This window comes from Paraburkholderia sp. UYCP14C (assembly GCF_004197395.1).
Lineage (GTDB): Bacteria > Pseudomonadota > Gammaproteobacteria > Burkholderiales > Burkholderiaceae > Paraburkholderia.
Genome location: NZ_SELS01000017.1, coordinates 11,834 through 29,521, shown reverse-complemented (window position 1 = coordinate 29,521; position 17,688 = coordinate 11,834). Strand labels below are relative to the sequence as shown.

Sequence of the window (17,688 nt, the reverse complement as noted above, 5' to 3'; positions counted from 1 at the left end):
GTTTGACTAATGCAATTCGGCCACGCTCGAATGGAGTGTGGCTGAAACGGCGCGGCAACTACGATGCGGCCGCGCTGTCGTGCAACACGGCGATCAGAAGCTGTGCCGCAGCCCCGCCATCACCCCAAGCTGACTCGCGCCCGGCGCCGGCGTCGTCCCGCCGCCGCCCTGACTGACCGTATAAGCGGCCTTGTCGCTATTCCACAGATATGCGCCCTGCAGATACACCGCCGTGCGCTTCGACAGCAGATACGTCGTGCGCAATGCGGCGATCGTGCCGCGCGCATCGTCGCGGCTATTGACGATGTGATACACGCCGCCATCGACGACGAACGCCGGCGTAACCGGATACGACGCGCTCAGATAGTACTGGTCCGAATGCACGTTCGGCGTGGCCGGCGACACCGTGTCGACGCGCCGCCCGAGCCAGCCGCCGCCCACCCGCAAGTTGCCGATGTGGCCGTAGCCGTTCAGTTGCATACGCACGTCGGTGTCGTCCGGATTGCTGAAGTCGAACGTCGGCGTGCCGTCGTACATGTTCGCCATCGCGCCCGGGCCGCCGTGTTGCTGATCGTAGGCCGCGGCGACACCGTAGCCATTGCGGTCGTAGCGCAGCATCGCGGACCATTCGCGGCAAGTCGGCCCGTTGCCGGCTGTCGGCCCCGCGCAGGTTCCCTGCCCCGGCGAATTGCCGGTGCCCGTCGAATCGCGGCCGAACGACCATGTCGCGCCCAACGTGAAACCCGCATAGCTGCCCTTGTAGACGATCGTATTGTCGCTACGCGCGCTCGGCAGATACTGATCGAACGACGCGGTGCCGCCGTAGATGTCCGGGCCGAGCAGGTCCGCGCTCGACAGCGCCCAAAAGGTCATCGTGTATTGGCGGCCGAACGTCAGCGCGCCGTACGGCGTATCGAATCCAACCCACGCCTGACGTCCGAACAGCCGGCCGCCCTGATTCAACGTGCCATTGCGCATGTTGAATCCGCTTTCGAGCGCGAAGATCGCCGACAGCCCGCTCCCCAATGCTTCGTTGCCGCGCATGCCCCAGCGCGACGGCATTTCGCCGGTGATGCCGGGCATCCGCACGAGGCTATCGCCTGCCGCGTTCGCGTGCGAAACGTATTCGACACCCGTGTCGACGATCCCGTACAGCGTCACGCTGCTCTGCGCGGACGCCATTGCGCCCGACAACACGAGTGCTGCTGCAATCCGTAACTTCGAAGTCTCCATGATTTCCTGTTTATTGTTGGCCTGCCGGTACGAGCGGGTAGGCGGCCGGTTGTTATAGGGCGCACCAGACTACGCACGCCCAGCGGTTTTTCGGTTTGCACACGCGGCTACATACGGACGTGCTCCATCCACTCGCGATGTGCGAGAAACGGATAACTGCAAGGGGGAAAATCAGAAGATCACGCGCAATCGTCCTTCGCGATACGAACGCACCGCGAAGGACGTCGCGTCGATCAGCGCGCTGTCTCGGCGCCTCGACGCGGAATATGCCGCTGCACCACGGCCAGTGCGATCAGCACGACGGCCATCGCGATACCGAGCATCAGCAGATAGCCCGATGCGCCGCCGGCCGTGATCACCGCAGCGCCCGCGAACGCGCTAAGAATCGCGCCGACGCGCCCGAACGCGAGTGCCGACGCGGTGCCCGTTGCCCGCACGCTGGTCGGATAAACGTAGGCGCACAGCGCGTACATCGTCGATTGCACCGCGTTGACGAACAGCCCGTGCAAGCCGAGGCCGACGATCATCAACGCCGTATGCTGCGTCGCGCTGACGCCGAGCAGCATCCATGCACTCGCGACGCCGCCCACGCAGCACAGCAGCAGCGGCCAGCGCGAGCCGTAGCGCCCGATCGCGAGCGCGCACAGCACCGCGCCGATTACGCCACCAAGGTTGTACGCGCTCAGGCCGTAGCCTGCGAGCGACACGCTCAAACCCTCGCTGGTCAGCATCGACGGCAGCCAGCTGAATGCCGCGTACACCGCGAGCAGGCACATGAAGAACGCGCCCCAGATCGCGACGGTGTCGCGCGAACGGCCATCGCGGAACAGCGCGGTAAAGCCGACGTGTCTCTCGGCGCTTTGTTCGCGCACGTCGGTGAAAGTCGCATCGGCCGACACGTCGCGCGCCATGCGCCGCAGCAGCTTCACGAGTTCGGGCCAGCGCTGCGGACGGCGCGCCATGAACCGCGGCGATTCCGGCAGCGCGGCAAGCAGCACGATGCCGAGCGCCAGCGGCAGCACACCACCCGCCACGAACAGACCGCGCCAGCCATAAACCGGCAGCACCTGGCCGGCGAACAACCCCGCGACCATGCCACCCAGCGGCACGCACAGAATGGTCGCAGTCACCGCGAAGGTGCGAAAACGCGCGGGCGTGAACTCGGCGGTCAGCGTCGTCGAGGTCGGCAGCGCGCCGCCGATGCCGAGCCCCGCGATGAAGCGCAGCGCCGCGATGGCCGCGACGTTCGGCGCGAGACTGATCGCGCAGGTCGCGAGGCCGAACACGAACACGCTGCCGATCACGGCCCAGCGGCGGCCGAAGCGATCGGCGAACAGCCCCGCGAACGCGCTGCCGATACCCATGCCGATCAGCCCCGATGCGACCACCGGCGCAAACGCGTTGCGCGTGATGCCCCACTCCTTGATCAGCATCGGAATCGCGAAGCCGATCAGCTGGCTGTCGAAGCCGTCGACGACGATCGACAGCGCCGCGAGCACCACCGCGATCTTCTGCAGCAACGTGTAGGGGCCGTCGTCGAGCGCATGACCGATGTCGACCGAGTTGCCGCCACGCGTCATGCCGGCGAGCGCCGCGCCGTCGCGCGCGGTGGAGGCCGCGGCCGAAGCGGGAGGAACGTAATTCATGAACATGTCTCCGTTGTTTGCGCTGCACGCGCGATTTTTGTTGTCGTCAGTATGGCCAGCACGATTCGCGCTGGACGTGGTCCGTCAAGCGTCAGTGCGAACCGCGCGCATCGACGAGCCGCACGAGTTGCAGCAGACACTCGGTGCAAGGCACGGCAACACCCGCCGCGCGCGCCGCCGCGACGACCGCGCCGTTGATCGCCTCGATTTCGGTCTGCCGGCCCGCGAGCACGTCCTGCAGCATCGACGGCCGATGCGCGCGATGATGCGCGAGCGCATGCCGCACGGTATCGACGACATGCGCTTCGTCGAACGCGATCCCGCTTGCGCGCGCGACCGCCGCAACCTCGGCGACGATCTTCAGCGTCAGCGCCTCGCCGTCCGGCACGTTCGACAGTTCACCGACCGTGCATTGCGTGAGCGCGCACAGGCTGTTCAACGCGGCGTTGAACGCAACCTTCTGCCAGATCGCCGACCACACATGCGGATCGGCGATGCAGTTCAGGCCGGCGGAGTTCAGCGCCTCGGCCGCGCGCCGCACGTGCTCATGCATGTCGCCGTCCGCGCTCATCAGGCGGATTTCTCCGGCACCGTGTGAGCTGACCTGCGCGGGCGCCGACTTGTCCGCGGGCCACGTCGTCATGCCGACCATCACGCGTTCGCGCGGTACATACCGCGCAATCCGCTCGACGTTGCCAAGCCCGTTCTGCAACGACAGCACCGCCGTGCGCGAACCGAGCAGCGCCTGCGCCGACGCAAGCGCCGCATCAGTGTGCTGCGTCTTTGTGAAAACGATCAGCAGCTCGGGCGCCGTCTCGGCCTCGTCCGGACGGCATACGCACAGATCGCCGATCACGCGCGAACCAGCGTCCGTAGTGACGCGCAGCCCTTCGCTGCGAATCGCGCCGAGATGCGCGTCGTCGATATCGACCAGCGTGACGCGATGACCCGCTTCGGCGAGCAGTCCACCGAACAGCGAACCCATCGCGCCCGCGCCGAGAATCGCGATGTCCAAAGGCTCGAGCATCGAGATCGTCCTCGTCAGAACGGATAGTGACGCGGGGTCGTTTGCAGCGTGACCCAGCGCAGATCGGTGAACTCCGCGATCCCCGCCTTGCCGCCGAAGCGGCCGAAGCCGCTCGCCTTCACGCCGCCGAACGGCATCTGCGCTTCGTCGTGCACGGTCGGGCCGTTCACGTGGCAAATGCCCGACTCGATGCGCTTCGCGACGTTCAGCGCGCGCGCCGTGTCGCGGCTGAACACCGCCGCCGACAACCCGTACTCGTTGTCGTTCGCGCAGGCGATCGCGGCTTCCTCGCCGCGCACGCGCACGATCGGCTTGACCGGCCCGAACGATTCGTCGTGATAGATGCGCATGTCCGGCGTCACGCGATCGAGCAGCGTCGCGGGCATCAGCGTGGTTTCGCTCCTGCCGCCGCAGACGAGCGTCGCGCCTTTGGCCAGCGCGTCGTCGATCAGCGCGTTGCAGCGCTCGACGGTGCTCATGTCGACCACCGAGCCGAGCACGACCGGCCCCTTGCGCGGATCGCCGAGCGGCAACGCGCGCGCACGCGCGGCTAGCCGCTCGACGAACGCATCGGCGACGCTGTCGTCGACGATGATCCGCTCGGTCGACATGCAGATCTGCCCGGAATTCGCGAATGCGCCGAACACGGCCGCATCGACGGCGGCGCCGATATCGGCGTCGTCGAGCACGACGAGCGGTGCCTTGCCGCCGAGTTCGAGCACGGAGGGCTTCAGATTGCGCGCGCAGGTTTCGGCGATCAGGCGACCCACGCGCGTCGAGCCCGTGAAGTTCACGCGACGCACGGCCGGATGTTCGATCATCGCGTCGACGATGCGCGCAGCGTCGGCCGGCGCATTGGTCACGAAGTTCACGGTGCCGCGCGGCAGACCCGCCTCCTGCATCGCCTCGATGATCAGGCCGTGCGTTGCCGGACAGATCTCCGAGCCCTTCAGCACGACCGTGTTGCCGCACGCGAGCGGCAGCGCGATCGCGCGCACCGCGAGAATCACCGGCGCGTTCCACGGCGCGATGCCGAGTACGACGCCCGCGGGCTGGCGCACGCCCATCGCGAGACTGCCGGGCACGTCGGACGGAATCAGTTCGCCGGCGATCTGTGTGGTCAGCGCGGCCGCTTCGATCAGCCCGGCCGCCGCGAGATGTACGTTGAAGCCGGCCCAAATCCCCGACGCGCCGGTCTCGGCGGCCATGGCGGCGGCGAAGGCATCGGCCTTCGCTTCGAGCGCGTGCGCGGCCTTCGTCAGCAGCGCGCGGCGCTCGCTCGGTCCAAGTGCGGACCACACCGGAAAGGCTGCGGCGGCGGCATCGACAGCGGCGACGGCATCTTCGACGGTCGCGGCCGGCGCGCGCGTGGCGACTTCGCCGTCGAGCGGGTTGCGGCGCTCGAAGGTCGCGCCGTTGCGCGCTTGTACCTGTTCACCGGCAATCAGCATCGATACGTTTTTCATCGTTTGTCTCTCTCCACTCCAGATGGGAAATGCGCGTTAAGCGACGATCGCTTCGACGAGCGTGGGACCGCTTTTGACGTCATCCGCGGACAACGCGCGACGCAACACGTCGGCAAGTTCAGCCGCCTCGCTGACGCGCGCGCCCGGGCAACCCATGCCCGCCGCGATCGTCACGAAGTCGAGCCCCGGCAGGTCCGTGCCCTGCACCGTCTCGTCCGGCGCGAAGCCGAACACCGGCGCGAAATCCTGCAACGCCGCGTAGCGCGTGTTGTTCAGGATCACGAAGGTGATCGGCAGCCGCATCTGCACCGCGCTCCAGATCGCCTGGATCGAGTACATGCTCGAACCGTCGCCGATCAGCGCGATCACGCGCTCGCCCGGCCGCGCAAGTGCAACACCGACCGCCGCAGGCATGCCGTAGCCGAGGCCGCCGCTATCCATCGTCATGAAAGTGCCGGGGCGCGCGATCGGCAGATAGGTCTGCATGACGGGCCGCGAGCTCGGCGCTTCCTCGACGACGATGCCAGCGGGATCGCGCACTTCGGCGAGGGTCTGCAACGCGAACGCGACCGACATCCGCTCGCCCTGCGCGGGCGGCAGCGCACGCGGCGCCACTGCTCGCGGCGCGGGCAACTCGCGCGCTTTGGGCGCGGCGCGCGCGAGCAGATCCTGCACGCCGAGCCGCACGTTGCCGACCGCGGCGATGCCCTGCGGCGTCCATGCGGCGACTCCCGGATCGTCGATCAACTGACACAGCCGCGCGCCCGGCGGCACATGCGGACCGCTGCCTTCGACGTGATACGTGAACGCGGGCGCGCCGATCGCGAAGATCGCGTCGTGCGCGCCGAGCAATTCGACGATGCGCTCGCGCATCGCCGGCAAAAAGCCCGCGAACAACCGGTGCGTTTCGGGGAAGCTGCACCGTCCGGTCATCGGCGCGACGTAGACGCGCGCGGCATGCCGCTCCGCGAGCCGCACGACTTCCGCCGCCGCATCCGCGCGATCGACCGCGCCGCCGACCACGAACGCCGGCCGCTCGCAAGCATCGAGCACCGCGCCGATCCGGTCGAGCATCGCCGGATCGGGACGCATGATGTGCGCGACCTCACGATCCGCGACCCGCTCGGCCGGCTGATCCCAGTCGTCGGCGGGAATCGACACGAACACCGGGCCACGCGGCTCCTGCATCGCAATCGCGTAGGCACGCGCGATCGCGAGCGGCACGTCCTCTGCGCGAGCCGGCTCGATGCTCCACTTCACGTAGGGCTTCGGCAATTCGGTGGCCTGGGTCGCGGCGAGGAACGGATCGAACGGCAGGATCGAGCGGGCCTGCTGACCCGCGGTGACGACGAGCGGCGTGCGGTTGCGAAACGCCGTGAAGATATTGCCCATCGCGTTGCCGACGCCCGCCGCCGAATGCAGGTTCACGAGCGCCGCGTTCCCGGTGGCCTGCGCGTAGCCGTCGGCCATGCCGACCACGACCGCTTCCTGAAGACCGAGCACGTAGCGGAAATCCGCGGGGAAATCGCGGAACATCGGCAGCTCGGTCGAGCCTGGGTTCGCGAAGATCGACGTCATGCCGACGCGGCGCGCGAAGTCGATGACCGCGTCGCGCACGGTCCATTGCGTGCCCTGATCCTGTGCCGGTGCGTGATTCTGTTGCGGCGCGCTGCCTGTCATGCGAGGCCTCCTGTCTGGTGAGCGCGAAAAATCGAAAGGCCATTATCACGGCCGCCCTGGTAACCGAAAATTGCCTAATTCGCCAAAAGGCATTACCTTTTGGCATGACTTACAACCTTCAACAACTGCAGGCGTTCGCGGTGATCGTCGAGAGCGGCAGCCTCGGGCGTGCCGCCGAAGCGCTGCACATCACACAGCCGGCGCTGAGCCGGACCGTCCGACGTCTCGAGGAACAGGTCGGCGCGCCGCTGTTCGAGCGGCATTCGCGCGGCATGCATCTGACCGCGGTCGGCGAGGCGCTGCTGCCGCACGCGATCCTGCTGCAACGCGAAGCCGAACAGGCGCGCGAGGAAATCGACGCCATGCGCGGGCTCGCGCGCGGCACGATCCGCGTCGGCGCGGTGGGCAGCATCGCGAGTCTCGTGCTGCCGCTCGCGGTCAGCGGCGTGTTGACGAAGTGGCCGAACCTGCGCGTGGAAATCATCGAGGGCGTGTGGGACCGGCTCGCCGATGCGCTCGTCAAACGCGAGATCGACCTCGCGCTCAGCATGGCCGTGCCCGATACCGACGAGATCACCGCGATCGCCGATTGCCGCTGGGAAGACGCGAGCTACGTGGTCGCCGCGCTCGATCATCCGCTGCGGCGCAAGCCCGAGCTCACGCTCGCCGACACGCTGGGCGAGCGCTGGGCGATTCCGCCGCGCGGCACCGGCCCGTTCGAGCACATGCAGGGCGTGTTTGCCGAGCGCGGGCTGGGGCTGCCGAACGTCGTCGTCGAAACGCGCTCGGTCACGGCGCTGAAGAGTCTGGTCGCGCGTTCCGGCTTTCTGAGCTGGATGGCGTCGACGATGTACGTGACCGAAAGCAAGGCCGGCGTGTTCGATACGCTCGGCATTCCGGGCGTGGTCGGGCGGCGCACGCTGACCGCGTTCCGGCGGCGCCAGGGGATCCTGCCGAGTCCGGCGGTCAAGCTGCTGGAGCAGTTGCGGCAGTTGACGTCGGAGGGAATGACCACCGGCTGACCGCTTCCGCCACGCGCTGCCCTGTTCTCGGCGTTTACCCGATGAATAGATTTTCTCGACTATTTATCGATAAATTCTCGTGTTAGATTTCGTCGCCCTGCGTGGCTGCGTCGTGACGCAGTCAGCGCAAACGGGGGCGTCGCGAGAACGAAACTAGGAGATCCGGATGGGGGTTTTGATTGGCGTGCCGATCGTGGTGCTCGGCTTCGCATTGCGCTTCAACGCGCTGCTGGTGGTGACCATCGCGGGTGTCGCGACCGGTATAGCCGGCGGCTTGCAGACGGTGGAGATCGTCAGCGCGTTCGGCAAGGCATTCGCGGATAACCGCTACATGGGCCTGATCTGGCTCACGCTGCCGGTGATCGCGCTGCTCGAACGCAACGGTCTGAAGGAACAGGCGCGGCATCTGATCTCGCGCCTGCAGGCGGCCACCACCGGCCGCGTGCTGATGCTCTACTTCGTGATTCGCCAGATCACCGCCGCGCTCGGCCTCACGTCGCTCGGCGGCCACGCGCAGATGGTACGGCCGCTGATCGCGCCGATGGCCGAAGCGGCTGCCGCGAACCGTCACGGCGACCTGCCCGATGCGGTGCGCCAGCAGATTCGCGCGAACGCATCGGCCGTCGACAACATCGCCGTGTTCTTCGGCGAGGACATCTTCATCGCGATCCAGTCGATCCTGCTGATCAAGGGCTTTCTCGAACAGAACGGCGTCGTGGTCGAGCCGTTGCAGGTCTCCGTATGGGCGATTCCGACCGCGGTCGCCGCGCTCGTCATTCATGCGATCCGCCTGATCCTGCTCGACCGCAATCTGTCGCACCAGATGAGCGCGTTCAAACGGAGCGCGGCGCGATGATGTTCAAACTCGAATCCCTCTATGTGCTCGCGGGCCTGATGTTCGCCGCGTTCGCGCTGTTCAACCTGCTCGACCGCACCAACCCGCGGCGCGTCATCAACGGTCTGTTCTGGGGCATTTACGCGGTCACCTTTCTGTTCGGCGCGGAACTGCCGCACTTCGTGACCGGCTGCCTCGCTATCGCGCTCGCGTTGATCGCGGGCTCCGGCAAGCTCGGCAAAGGCCGCAACGACAGCAACGGCGAAGCGGCCGCCGCGCGCCGCGAAGCGAACGCGCAGCGCTTCGGCAACCGGCTGTTCATTCCGGCGCTGCTGATTCCGCTCATCACTCTGACGGGTACGCTGACGCTCAAGTACGCGCCCTTCGTCGAAACCAAGAACGTCACGCTGATTTCGCTCGTGCTCGGCACGCTGGTCGCGTTCGGCGCGGCGCTTTTCATGCTGCGCGACTCGCCCGTGCATGCGCTGAAGGACGCCCGCCACACCATGGACACCGTCGGCTGGGCCGCGATCCTGCCGCAGATGCTCGCCGCGCTCGGCGCGCTGTTCGCGGTCGCGGGCGTCGGGCACGTCGTGTCGGATCTCGTGAAAACGTGGATCCCCGTCGACTCCGCGTTCGCGGTCGTCGCGGCTTATACATTCGGCATGGCCATCTTCACGATGATCATGGGCAACGCGTTCGCCGCGTTTCCGGTGATGACGGCCGGCATCGGCCTGCCGCTGATCGTGCATCAGTTCAACGGCAACCCCGCGATTCTCGGCGCGATCGGCATGCTGTCCGGTTTCTGCGGCACGCTGATGACGCCGATGGCGGCGAACTTCAACATCGTCCCCGCCGCGCTGCTCGAACTGAAGGACCAGAACGGCGTGATCAAGGCGCAATGGCCGACCGCTTTACTATTGCTGATCGTCAACACCATACTGTTGTACCTGTTCGTATTCCGATTCTGAGGAGCCGCCGATGACCACCCAGCTCACCCGCGAAACCGCGTCGAAATTCGCCACTGTCGCGCTCGCCCACCTCACGCGCGAATACCCGAACAAGCTCACGCACTCGCTCGCGGGGCCGCAGGACGTGCAGGGTCCGCGCGCCTTGCATCCGATCTTCTACGGCAGCTACGACTGGCATTCGTGCGTGCACGGCTACTGGTTGATCCTGCATCTGCTGGAACGCTTCCCCGATCTGCCCGAGGCCGCGCGCATCGTCGCCGTGGTCGACGAGCATTTCACCGCGGCGAACGTCGCCGGCGAGCTCGCGTATCTTGACCTGCCGCACAACCGCGGCTTCGAGCGGCCGTATGGCTGGGCGTGGCTGCTCGCGCTCGGCGCGCAGCTGCAGTCGCTGAAGATTTCGGAAGCCGCGCGCTGGGCGAAGACGTTCGCGCCGCTGACCGAAGCGTTCGTCGAGCGCTTCCAGGAATTCCTGCCGAAAGCGACCTATCCGCTACGCGTCGGCACGCACTTCAACATGGCGTTCGCGCTCGCGCTGACGCTCGATTTCGCGCGGCAAACCTCGCGCGAAGCGCTCGAGGCGCTGATCGTCAGCACCGCGGAGCGCTGGTATCTGGACGACGTCGCATGTCAGGCGTGGGAGCCGGCTGGCGACGAATTCCTGTCGCCGTCGCTGATGGAAGCCGAGTTGATGCGGCGCGTGTTGCCGCCCGCGCAGTTCGCCGACTGGTTCGGGCGCTTCCTGCCGGACCTCGGCGCGAAAAAGCCGGCGACGCTGTTCGAGCCCGTCACCGTGACGGATCGCAGCGACGGCAAGATTGCGCATCTGGACGGCCTCAATCTGAGCCGCGCGTGGTGCCAGCGGGCGCTCGCGCGTGCGCTGCCCGCCGGCGACGTGCGCCGCACCGTGCTGTTCGATGCGGCCGAGCGTCATCTGCACAGCGCGCTGCCGCATGTGGCCGGCGACTACATGGGCGAGCACTGGCTCGCCACGTTCGCGACGCTGGCGCTCGAAGCTTGAGCGAACCGGGAGCGAACTGAGCCGGATTTGAAGAGATAAAGCCGTGCCGGTTGGGGCGCTTCGATGCGAAGCGCCCTTTTTCTTGCCCGCTCAACAGTCGCTGCCCGCGGCGGTAAAATCGCGCATGGCGATCGCGCCGCTATAAAGGTGGAAGTTTGACTGAGTTCGAGCAGGGTTTCATTTTGACCCGACATTGGCGGGACACGCCCGCCGGCACGGAAATCGAGTTCTGGCTGGCGACGGACAGCGGGCCTCGCCACATCCGTCTGCGCCCTCAGCCGTCCGTCGCCTTCATTCCCGCCGAACAGCGCGAGCGCGCCGAAACGATCCTGCGCCGCGATGCGCCGCTCGATCTGCGTCCGCTCGAATTGCAGGACTTTCAGCATCGGCCGGTCAGCGGGCTTTACTGTGCGCAATACCGGCAATTGAAGGGCTTCGAGAAGCGCCTCAGAGAAGGCGGAGTCGATGTCTACGAAGCCGATATCCAGCCGCCCGAGCGCTACATGATGGAGCGCTTCATCACCGCGCCGGTGTGGTTCAGCGGCGAGCCGCGGCACCAGGGCAAGGGGCTCGACGGCCCGTGGCTCGATGGCGAACTCAAGCCGGCCAACGAATATCGCCCGCCGTTGAAGCTCGTGTCGCTCGACATCGAAACGAGCGCACATGCCGAGCTGTATTCGATCGCGCTCGAAGGCTGCGGCGAGCGGCAGGTGTATATGCTCGGGCCGCCGAATGGCAACAACGTCACCGACACCGACGCCCTCGACTTCAAGCTCGAATACTGCGAAACCCGCGCACAACTGCTCGAAAAGCTCATCGAGTGGATGGAGCGGCACGATCCCGATGCGATCATCGGCTGGAATCTCGTGCAGTTCGATCTGAAGGTACTGCAACAGCATGCCGAGCAATATCGCGTGCCGCTGCGCATCGGCCGCGGCGGCGCGGTGATGGAGTGGCGCGAACACGGCGTTACGCGCAATCACTTTTTCGCGGGCGTGGCGGGTCGTTGGGTCATCGACGGCATCGAGGCATTGCGTTCGGCGACGTGGAGCTTCCCGTCGTTCAGCCTCGAATATGTGTCGCGCTCGGTGCTCGGGGAAGGCAAGGCGATCGACAATCCGTATCAGCGCATGGACGAAATCCAGCGCCGCTTCGACGAAGACAAGCCCGCGCTCGCGCGCTACAACCTGAAGGACTGCGAGCTCGTCACGCGCATCTTCGCGAAGACCGAGCTGCTGCCGTTCCTGCTCGAACGCGCGACCGTGACCGGCCTGCCCGCCGATCGCAGTGGCGGCTCGGTCGCGGCGTTCACGCATCTTTACATGCCGCGCATGCATCGGCAGGGCTATGTCGCGCCGAATCTCGGCGACGTGGCCGGCGCCGCGAGCCCCGGCGGCTTCGTGATGGATTCGCGGCCCGGCCTCTACGACTCGGTGCTCGTGCTCGACTACAAGAGCCTGTACCCATCGATCATTCGCACGTTTCTGATCGACCCGCTCGGCCTCGTCGAAGGCATGCTGCATCCCGAGGACGCGCACTCGGTGCCGGGGTTTCTCGGCGCGCGCTTTTCGCGCACGCGCCACTGCTTGCCGTCGATCGTCGCGCAGGTATGGCAGGCACGCGAAGCGGCCAAGCGCGAGCACAACAAGCCGCTGTCGCAGGCGCTGAAGATCATCATGAACGCGTTCTATGGCGTGCTCGGCTCGACCGGCTGCCGCTTCTTCGATCCGCGGCTCGCGTCGTCGATCACGATGCGCGGTCACGAGATCATGCATACCACGCGCGAGCTGATCGAGGCGCAAGGCTACGAAGTAATTTACGGCGACACCGACTCGACCTTCGTCTGGCTCAAGCACGCGCACGACGAGGAGGACGCCGCGCGCATCGGGCGCGCGCTCGTCGAACATATCAACGCGGCGTGGCGCGAGAAGCTGCAGGCGCGCTTTGGTATCGACAGTGCGTTGGAATTGCAGTTCGAGCGACACTACCGGCGCTTCTTCATGCCGACGGTGCGCGGTGCCGAGGAAGGCAGCAAGAAACGCTACGCAGGTCTTACGGTATTGCCCGACGGCCGCGAGGACGTGGTCTACAAAGGGCTCGAAACCGTGCGCACCGATTGGACGGCGCTTGCGCAGCAGTTTCAGCAGGAGCTATATCGGCGCATCTTCAAGCAGCAGCCGTATCAGGATTACGTGCGCGACTATGTGCGCGATACGCTCGCGGGCCGGCTCGACGATCAGCTCGTCTATCGCAAGCAGTTGCGCAGACCGATCGACGCCTACGAGCGTAACGTGCCGCCGCATGTGCGCGCGGCACGCGTGGCCGATGAGTTCAATCGCCAGCAGGGACGTCCGCTGCAATATCAGAACGGCGGCTGGATCAGCTACGTGATCACGGTGGCCGGCCCCGAGCCGCTCGAAACGCTGCGCTCGGCGATCGACTACGAGCACTATCTGACGCGGCAATTGCAGCCGGTGGCCGACGCGATTTTGCCCATGCTGCGCGACGATTTCACGACGCTGATGTCGGGGCAGAAGCAGCTGTTCTGAAGTCGTCTGCAGTTGCGTGACGGCGCATGGCGTCGAGGCGTATCACGACCCAAGGCATCAAACTCAATACGCCTGAAGCCGAGTTTCGCGGGCGACTAGTGACTGAATTCGAGGGGAACGCGGCAATCCCGGATGCCAAGTTTGCCGCCAGCGCCGGCGTCTCCGTTCAAGAGAAAGGGCGACTCAACTGGGCATGGGCGCCACATTTCCTAGATCGATAAACAGATGTTTGCGGCGGACTTCATTGTTGATCATCAACCTAATTAGAAAAAGATCTACATTCCTAAATTTGTTATAAAAAGCGTAAGACTTATTTTTGCGAAAACAGGACGCGCGACGATTGGTTCCAAGCCAAATCGCTATGTTGATGAAATTGCAATCGGACCAGTCCGCAGTCCAGACCTCACGCATAGACGCGAATCCGCACGCAAATAGCGTGATGGATTCGCCACTGATCCGTCGTTCCGACAGAGGTTCGCGGGCCGAGTCGCACAGTTACTCCGCAGAGCTAATCTTTTAAGTTGACGTCTTCATTAATCACCCATTAGAATCCGTCGGTCTTTACTAAAGGGGCTCAAGCCTTGGACAGTTGCAGTAGTCAATTTTCGATCAGTTTGATTGCCTGACAGGCAGAACATCCGCTAGCCTCATTCAGCCACCGTTCTGCCCGCAGGCAAACGGTGCGCGTCGTAGTACTTCCGTATCACTACTCCCGCGCCCTCCATTTCAGCGCCGCTTCGGCACGCTTGATTGCGTTCGTCCGTACGGCACGTTTTCCGAGCCCACTCGGAATCACGTTCACATGCGCCCGCAGGTTGATCCCTGAGGATGCGTGAACAGACACGCCCCGTGCGCAACGCATGGGAAAGGAGACGTCATGCCCGACAGCGACATATGGCCTTTACGCCACTCACGTTCTTTCTTTACCTGATGGATGCCTGCATGCGTCGACCGTCATTTGACTGACTGTCCGAGCGTTGCGCTGCGGGTATCCCGGCAACCTCGAATCATCAGTCGGGCTTAGGCCCGAACGGAGAAACCACATGTATTTCGCTCTTCTCGTATCCCGACTTCCGCAGGTCCGCGAACCGCACCACTACTACGCCGCACCGGCTGCGTGCGCAGCGCAAGCGCCCATCAAACCGTCACAGCGATGCGTGGCGGCGATCCGGGCCCTGCTCCGGTCAGCAGCAGGTCATCTCTGATCCTGGCGTCGACAGCGCGTGTTCGTCGTATCGAGACGGTGCGCGCGCTGTCGCGCTGTCGCATGGGTTCCGCCTGGTTCAGATAGCCCGCGTATGTCGCGCCATCCGCATATCAGAGCGGTAGTGGATGCGATCTGCCTGAGTGATGACGGGCAAGACCGCTCAATCCACCTATTTCCCGATTTTCAAAACCCGCGGACCCCTCACCGCGTGCATAGCAGCAGGTACAGCCAATGCAACACGAATCCATCAACAACCCGCACACCTCCAGGACGACGCAGAAGGGTTTTGTGTCCGGCTCCGCCAACCGCGAACGGCGATCGCAGTCGCACGTTGTGAGTGAAGCCAACGAATCCGTCAGCGCCACGCTCACGAAGACCAACAGTTCGCTCAACGGACTTCTGATGTCTGACGCGCTGGAACGACTCCATCTGGCGGGCCCGAACGAGGTCGCCCATGACAAGGCGCCTCATGCACTACTGCAACTGCTGCTGGCCTTCAGGAATCCGTTCGTGCTGGTGCTGCTCGGCCTGTCCGTCATCACCTTCTTCACGGACGTGTACTTTGCCGAGCCCGACGATCGCAGCTGGACCGGAGTCAGCATCCTGCTCACGATGGTGACCGTGAGCAGCCTGCTGCGCTTCGTTCAGGAATACCGGTCGAACAAGGCGGCGGAGCGGCTCAAATCGATGGTCCGTACCACCGCGACCGTGATCCGTCGCGCGAGCGCATTCGCGCCTCCGGAGAAACAGGAGATTGCGATACGTGATCTCGTCGTCGGCGATATCGTCTGCCTTCAGGCCGGTGACATGATCCCTGGCGACATCCGTCTGATCGAGTCGCGCGATCTGTTCATCAGTCAGGCCGCATTGACCGGCGAGGCATTACCGGTCGAGAAATACGACACACTCGGCGCGGTGGCGGAGAAATCGGCACATGCCGCCCCCGATAATGGCGCCGACCTTCTCGATCTCGCCCATATCTGCTTCATGGGCACCAACGTGGTCAGCGGGACGGCAACGGCGATCGTCATTGCCACCGGCGCCGATACGTATTTCGGTTCGCTGGCAAGAAACGTCGTTAGTCACAAGCGCGTCGAAACCAGCTTCGACCGTGGCGTCAACAGCGTCTCGTGGCTGCTGATCCGCTTCATGATGGTGATGGTGCCGGTGGTATTCCTGATCAATGGGCTGACCAAGGGCGACTGGCTGTCTGCCGTGACGTTCGCACTCGCGGTCGCAGTCGGACTGACACCCGAGATGCTGCCGATGATCGTGTCGGCGAATCTGGCGAGAGGTGCTGTCGCAATGGCGCGGCGCAAGGTGGTCGTCAAGCGTCTGAACTCGGTGCAGAACTTCGGCGCGATGGATGTTCTGTGCACGGACAAGACCGGCACGCTCACGCAGGACAAGATCATCCTCGAACATCACCTGGACATCAACGGCAACAGGGACGAGCGGATTCTCCAGCTGGCCTGGCTGAACAGCTTCCACCAGAGCGGACAGAAGAATCTGATGGACATCGCTGTCGTCGAGCATGCCAATGAACCGGGTGCGCCGGCCAGGCTGACGCAGTACGCGAAGGTCGACGAACTGCCTTTCGATTTCGTGCGCCGCAGGCTGTCCGTGGTGGTCGAGGCGGTGGACAGCAACCAGCTGATGGTGTCGAAGGGCGCGGTCGAAGAGATGCTGGCGGTATCGACGCACATCCAGGACGGAGACCAGGTCCATGCGCTGACCCTGCTCGAGCGCGACATGCTGATCGCTCGCGCCCGGGAGTACAACGAGGAAGGCTATCGTGTGCTCGTGGTTGCCACACGCGAGATTCCACGCGTTGAAGCAAAGTCCCAGTATCAAACCCGCGACGAAGCAAACCTCGTGGTCCGCGGCTTCCTCACCTTTCTCGATCCGCCGAAGGATTCAGCCGCGCCCGCCATCCACGCGCTGAACGAACATGGTGTGGCCGTCAAGGTGCTGACGGGCGACAACCATGTCGTCGCGACCAAGGTCTGCCGTGACGTCGAACTGGAACCGGGCACCCCGCTGCTCGGACGCGACATCGAAGCGATGGACGATGCGCAACTCGCGCAAGTGGTTGAACACACGACGGTCTTCGCAAAGCTCACTCCGCTGCAAAAGGCACGGGTGGTCAAGGCACTTCAGGCAAACGGCCATACGGTCGGCTTCCTCGGCGACGGAATCAACGACGCGCCGGCGCTGCGTGATGCGGACGTCGGTATTTCGGTGGACACAGGGGCCGATATCGCGAAAGAAACCGCCGACATCATCCTGCTCGAAAAAAGCCTGATGGTGTTGGAGGAAGGCGTGATCAAGGGTCGCGAGACCTTCGGCAATATCCTGAAGTACCTGAACATGACCGCGAGCTCGAATTTCGGCAACGTGTTTTCAGTGCTGATCGCCTCCGCATTCCTGCCTTGGGAACCGATGCTGGCCATGCAGCTACTGATCCAGAACCTGATCTACGACCTCTCGCAGATGTTTCTTCCGTGGGACCGGATGGATCCCGATTTCGTGAGGAAGCCGCGCAAGTGGGACGCCGGACATATCGGTCGATTCATGGTGTGGCTGGGACCCACGTCGTCGGTATTCGACATCACGACTTTTGTGTTGATGTGGACGGTGTTCGGTGCCGGCGCGGCTTTCCAACTGCACGGCGGCGGTCAGGAGATCATGAATTCAGGCTGGTTCATCGAGGGACTCGTCTCCCAGACGCTCGTCGTCCACATGCTGCGCACGCGCAGGATTCCGTTCATCCAGAGTACCGCGTCCCTTCCCGTGTTGCTGTCGACCTCGGCTGCAATCCTCGTCGGATGCTGGCTGCCGTTTTCTCCGCTGGCCGGGGCATTGGGTTTCGTTTCGCTCGATCACAGCTACTGGCTCTGGCTCGTCGCGACGATGGTCGGCTATGTGATGCTGACACAAGTCATCAAGACGCTCTATATCCGCCGTTACGGACGGTGGTACTAAACGACGCACAAGCTGCGCGTCATCCGGTGCGGCGCCGGATGCGCGC

11 protein-coding genes are annotated in these 17,688 nt (G+C 64.7%); 6 read left to right on the top strand and 5 right to left on the bottom strand.

What is annotated here, in order from left to right:
• Window positions 1-93 precede the first annotated feature (93 nt).
• The 5 genes from EVC45_RS17515 to mdlC form a co-directional block, all read right to left on the bottom strand.
• The gene (locus tag EVC45_RS17515; RefSeq protein WP_129959205.1) at window positions 94-1,233 is read right to left on the bottom strand and encodes a porin; all 1,140 of its coding nucleotides are present in this window, start codon (window positions 1,231-1,233) and stop codon (window positions 94-96) included.
• Between the two features lie 233 nt (window positions 1,234-1,466).
• Window positions 1,467-2,885 carry an MFS transporter gene (locus EVC45_RS17510; protein WP_373683028.1) on the bottom strand — a complete coding sequence of 473 codons (1,419 nt, stop codon included), beginning with the start codon at window positions 2,883-2,885 and terminating at the stop codon, window positions 1,467-1,469.
• A gap of 85 nt (window positions 2,886-2,970) precedes the next feature.
• Complete coding sequence (locus EVC45_RS17505; protein WP_306770782.1) at window positions 2,971-3,894, bottom strand: ketopantoate reductase family protein; 924 nt, start codon at window positions 3,892-3,894, stop codon at window positions 2,971-2,973.
• A 26-nt stretch (window positions 3,895-3,920) separates the two neighbouring features.
• On the bottom strand, window positions 3,921-5,372 hold the full coding sequence (locus tag EVC45_RS17500; RefSeq protein WP_129959202.1) for an aldehyde dehydrogenase: 1,452 nt from the start codon (window positions 5,370-5,372) through the stop codon (window positions 3,921-3,923).
• 36 nt (window positions 5,373-5,408) lie between these two features.
• Window positions 5,409-7,052, bottom strand: a complete 1,644-nt coding sequence (gene mdlC / locus EVC45_RS17495; protein WP_129959201.1) for a benzoylformate decarboxylase — start codon at window positions 7,050-7,052, stop codon at window positions 5,409-5,411.
• 104 nt (window positions 7,053-7,156) lie between these two features.
• Here mdlC and EVC45_RS17490 point away from each other — a divergent pair, with 104 nt between their 5' ends.
• The 6 genes from EVC45_RS17490 (at window position 7,157) to mgtA (ending at window position 17,642) form a co-directional block, all read left to right on the top strand.
• The gene (locus tag EVC45_RS17490) at window positions 7,157-8,074 is read left to right on the top strand and encodes a LysR family transcriptional regulator (protein ID WP_129959200.1); all 918 of its coding nucleotides are present in this window, start codon (window positions 7,157-7,159) and stop codon (window positions 8,072-8,074) included.
• 166 nt (window positions 8,075-8,240) lie between these two features.
• The gene (locus EVC45_RS17485) at window positions 8,241-8,930 is read left to right on the top strand and encodes a DUF969 domain-containing protein (RefSeq protein WP_129959199.1); all 690 of its coding nucleotides are present in this window, start codon (window positions 8,241-8,243) and stop codon (window positions 8,928-8,930) included.
• Window positions 8,930-9,880: a DUF979 domain-containing protein gene (locus tag EVC45_RS17480; RefSeq protein ID WP_129959298.1), complete on the top strand. Its 951-nt coding sequence runs from the start codon at window positions 8,930-8,932 to the stop codon at window positions 9,878-9,880. Before EVC45_RS17485 ends, EVC45_RS17480 begins: the two co-directional genes overlap by 1 nt.
• A 10-nt stretch (window positions 9,881-9,890) precedes the next feature.
• Complete coding sequence (locus EVC45_RS17475; protein ID WP_129959198.1) at window positions 9,891-10,901, top strand: DUF2891 domain-containing protein; 1,011 nt, start codon at window positions 9,891-9,893, stop codon at window positions 10,899-10,901.
• Window positions 10,902-11,056: 155 nt separating this feature from the next.
• Window positions 11,057-13,450 carry a DNA polymerase II gene (locus EVC45_RS17470; protein ID WP_129959197.1) on the top strand — a complete coding sequence of 798 codons (2,394 nt, stop codon included), beginning with the start codon at window positions 11,057-11,059 and terminating at the stop codon, window positions 13,448-13,450.
• Between the two features lie 1,438 nt (window positions 13,451-14,888).
• Complete coding sequence (mgtA, locus tag EVC45_RS17465) at window positions 14,889-17,642, top strand: magnesium-translocating P-type ATPase (protein WP_129959196.1); 2,754 nt, start codon at window positions 14,889-14,891, stop codon at window positions 17,640-17,642.
• Window positions 17,643-17,688: the final 46 nt, after the last annotated feature.

Excerpts from the sequence above, each read along its gene's own strand:
- EVC45_RS17515 (WP_129959205.1), bottom strand. The coding sequence starts at position 1,233 with ATGGAGACTTCGAAGTTACGGATTGCAGCAGCACTCGTGTTGTCGGGC.
- EVC45_RS17510 (WP_373683028.1), bottom strand. The coding sequence starts at position 2,885 with ATGTTCATGAATTACGTTCCTCCCGCTTCGGCCGCGGCCTCCACCGCG.
- EVC45_RS17500 (WP_129959202.1), bottom strand. The coding sequence starts at position 5,372 with ATGAAAAACGTATCGATGCTGATTGCCGGTGAACAGGTACAAGCGCGC.
- mdlC (WP_129959201.1), bottom strand. The coding sequence starts at position 7,052 with ATGACAGGCAGCGCGCCGCAACAGAATCACGCACCGGCACAGGATCAG.
- EVC45_RS17490 (WP_129959200.1), top strand. The coding sequence starts at position 7,157 with ATGACTTACAACCTTCAACAACTGCAGGCGTTCGCGGTGATCGTCGAG.
- EVC45_RS17485 (WP_129959199.1), top strand. The coding sequence starts at position 8,241 with ATGGGGGTTTTGATTGGCGTGCCGATCGTGGTGCTCGGCTTCGCATTG.
- EVC45_RS17480 (WP_129959298.1), top strand. The coding sequence starts at position 8,930 with ATGTTCAAACTCGAATCCCTCTATGTGCTCGCGGGCCTGATGTTCGCC.
- EVC45_RS17475 (WP_129959198.1), top strand. The coding sequence starts at position 9,891 with ATGACCACCCAGCTCACCCGCGAAACCGCGTCGAAATTCGCCACTGTC.
- mgtA (WP_129959196.1), top strand. The coding sequence starts at position 14,889 with ATGCAACACGAATCCATCAACAACCCGCACACCTCCAGGACGACGCAG.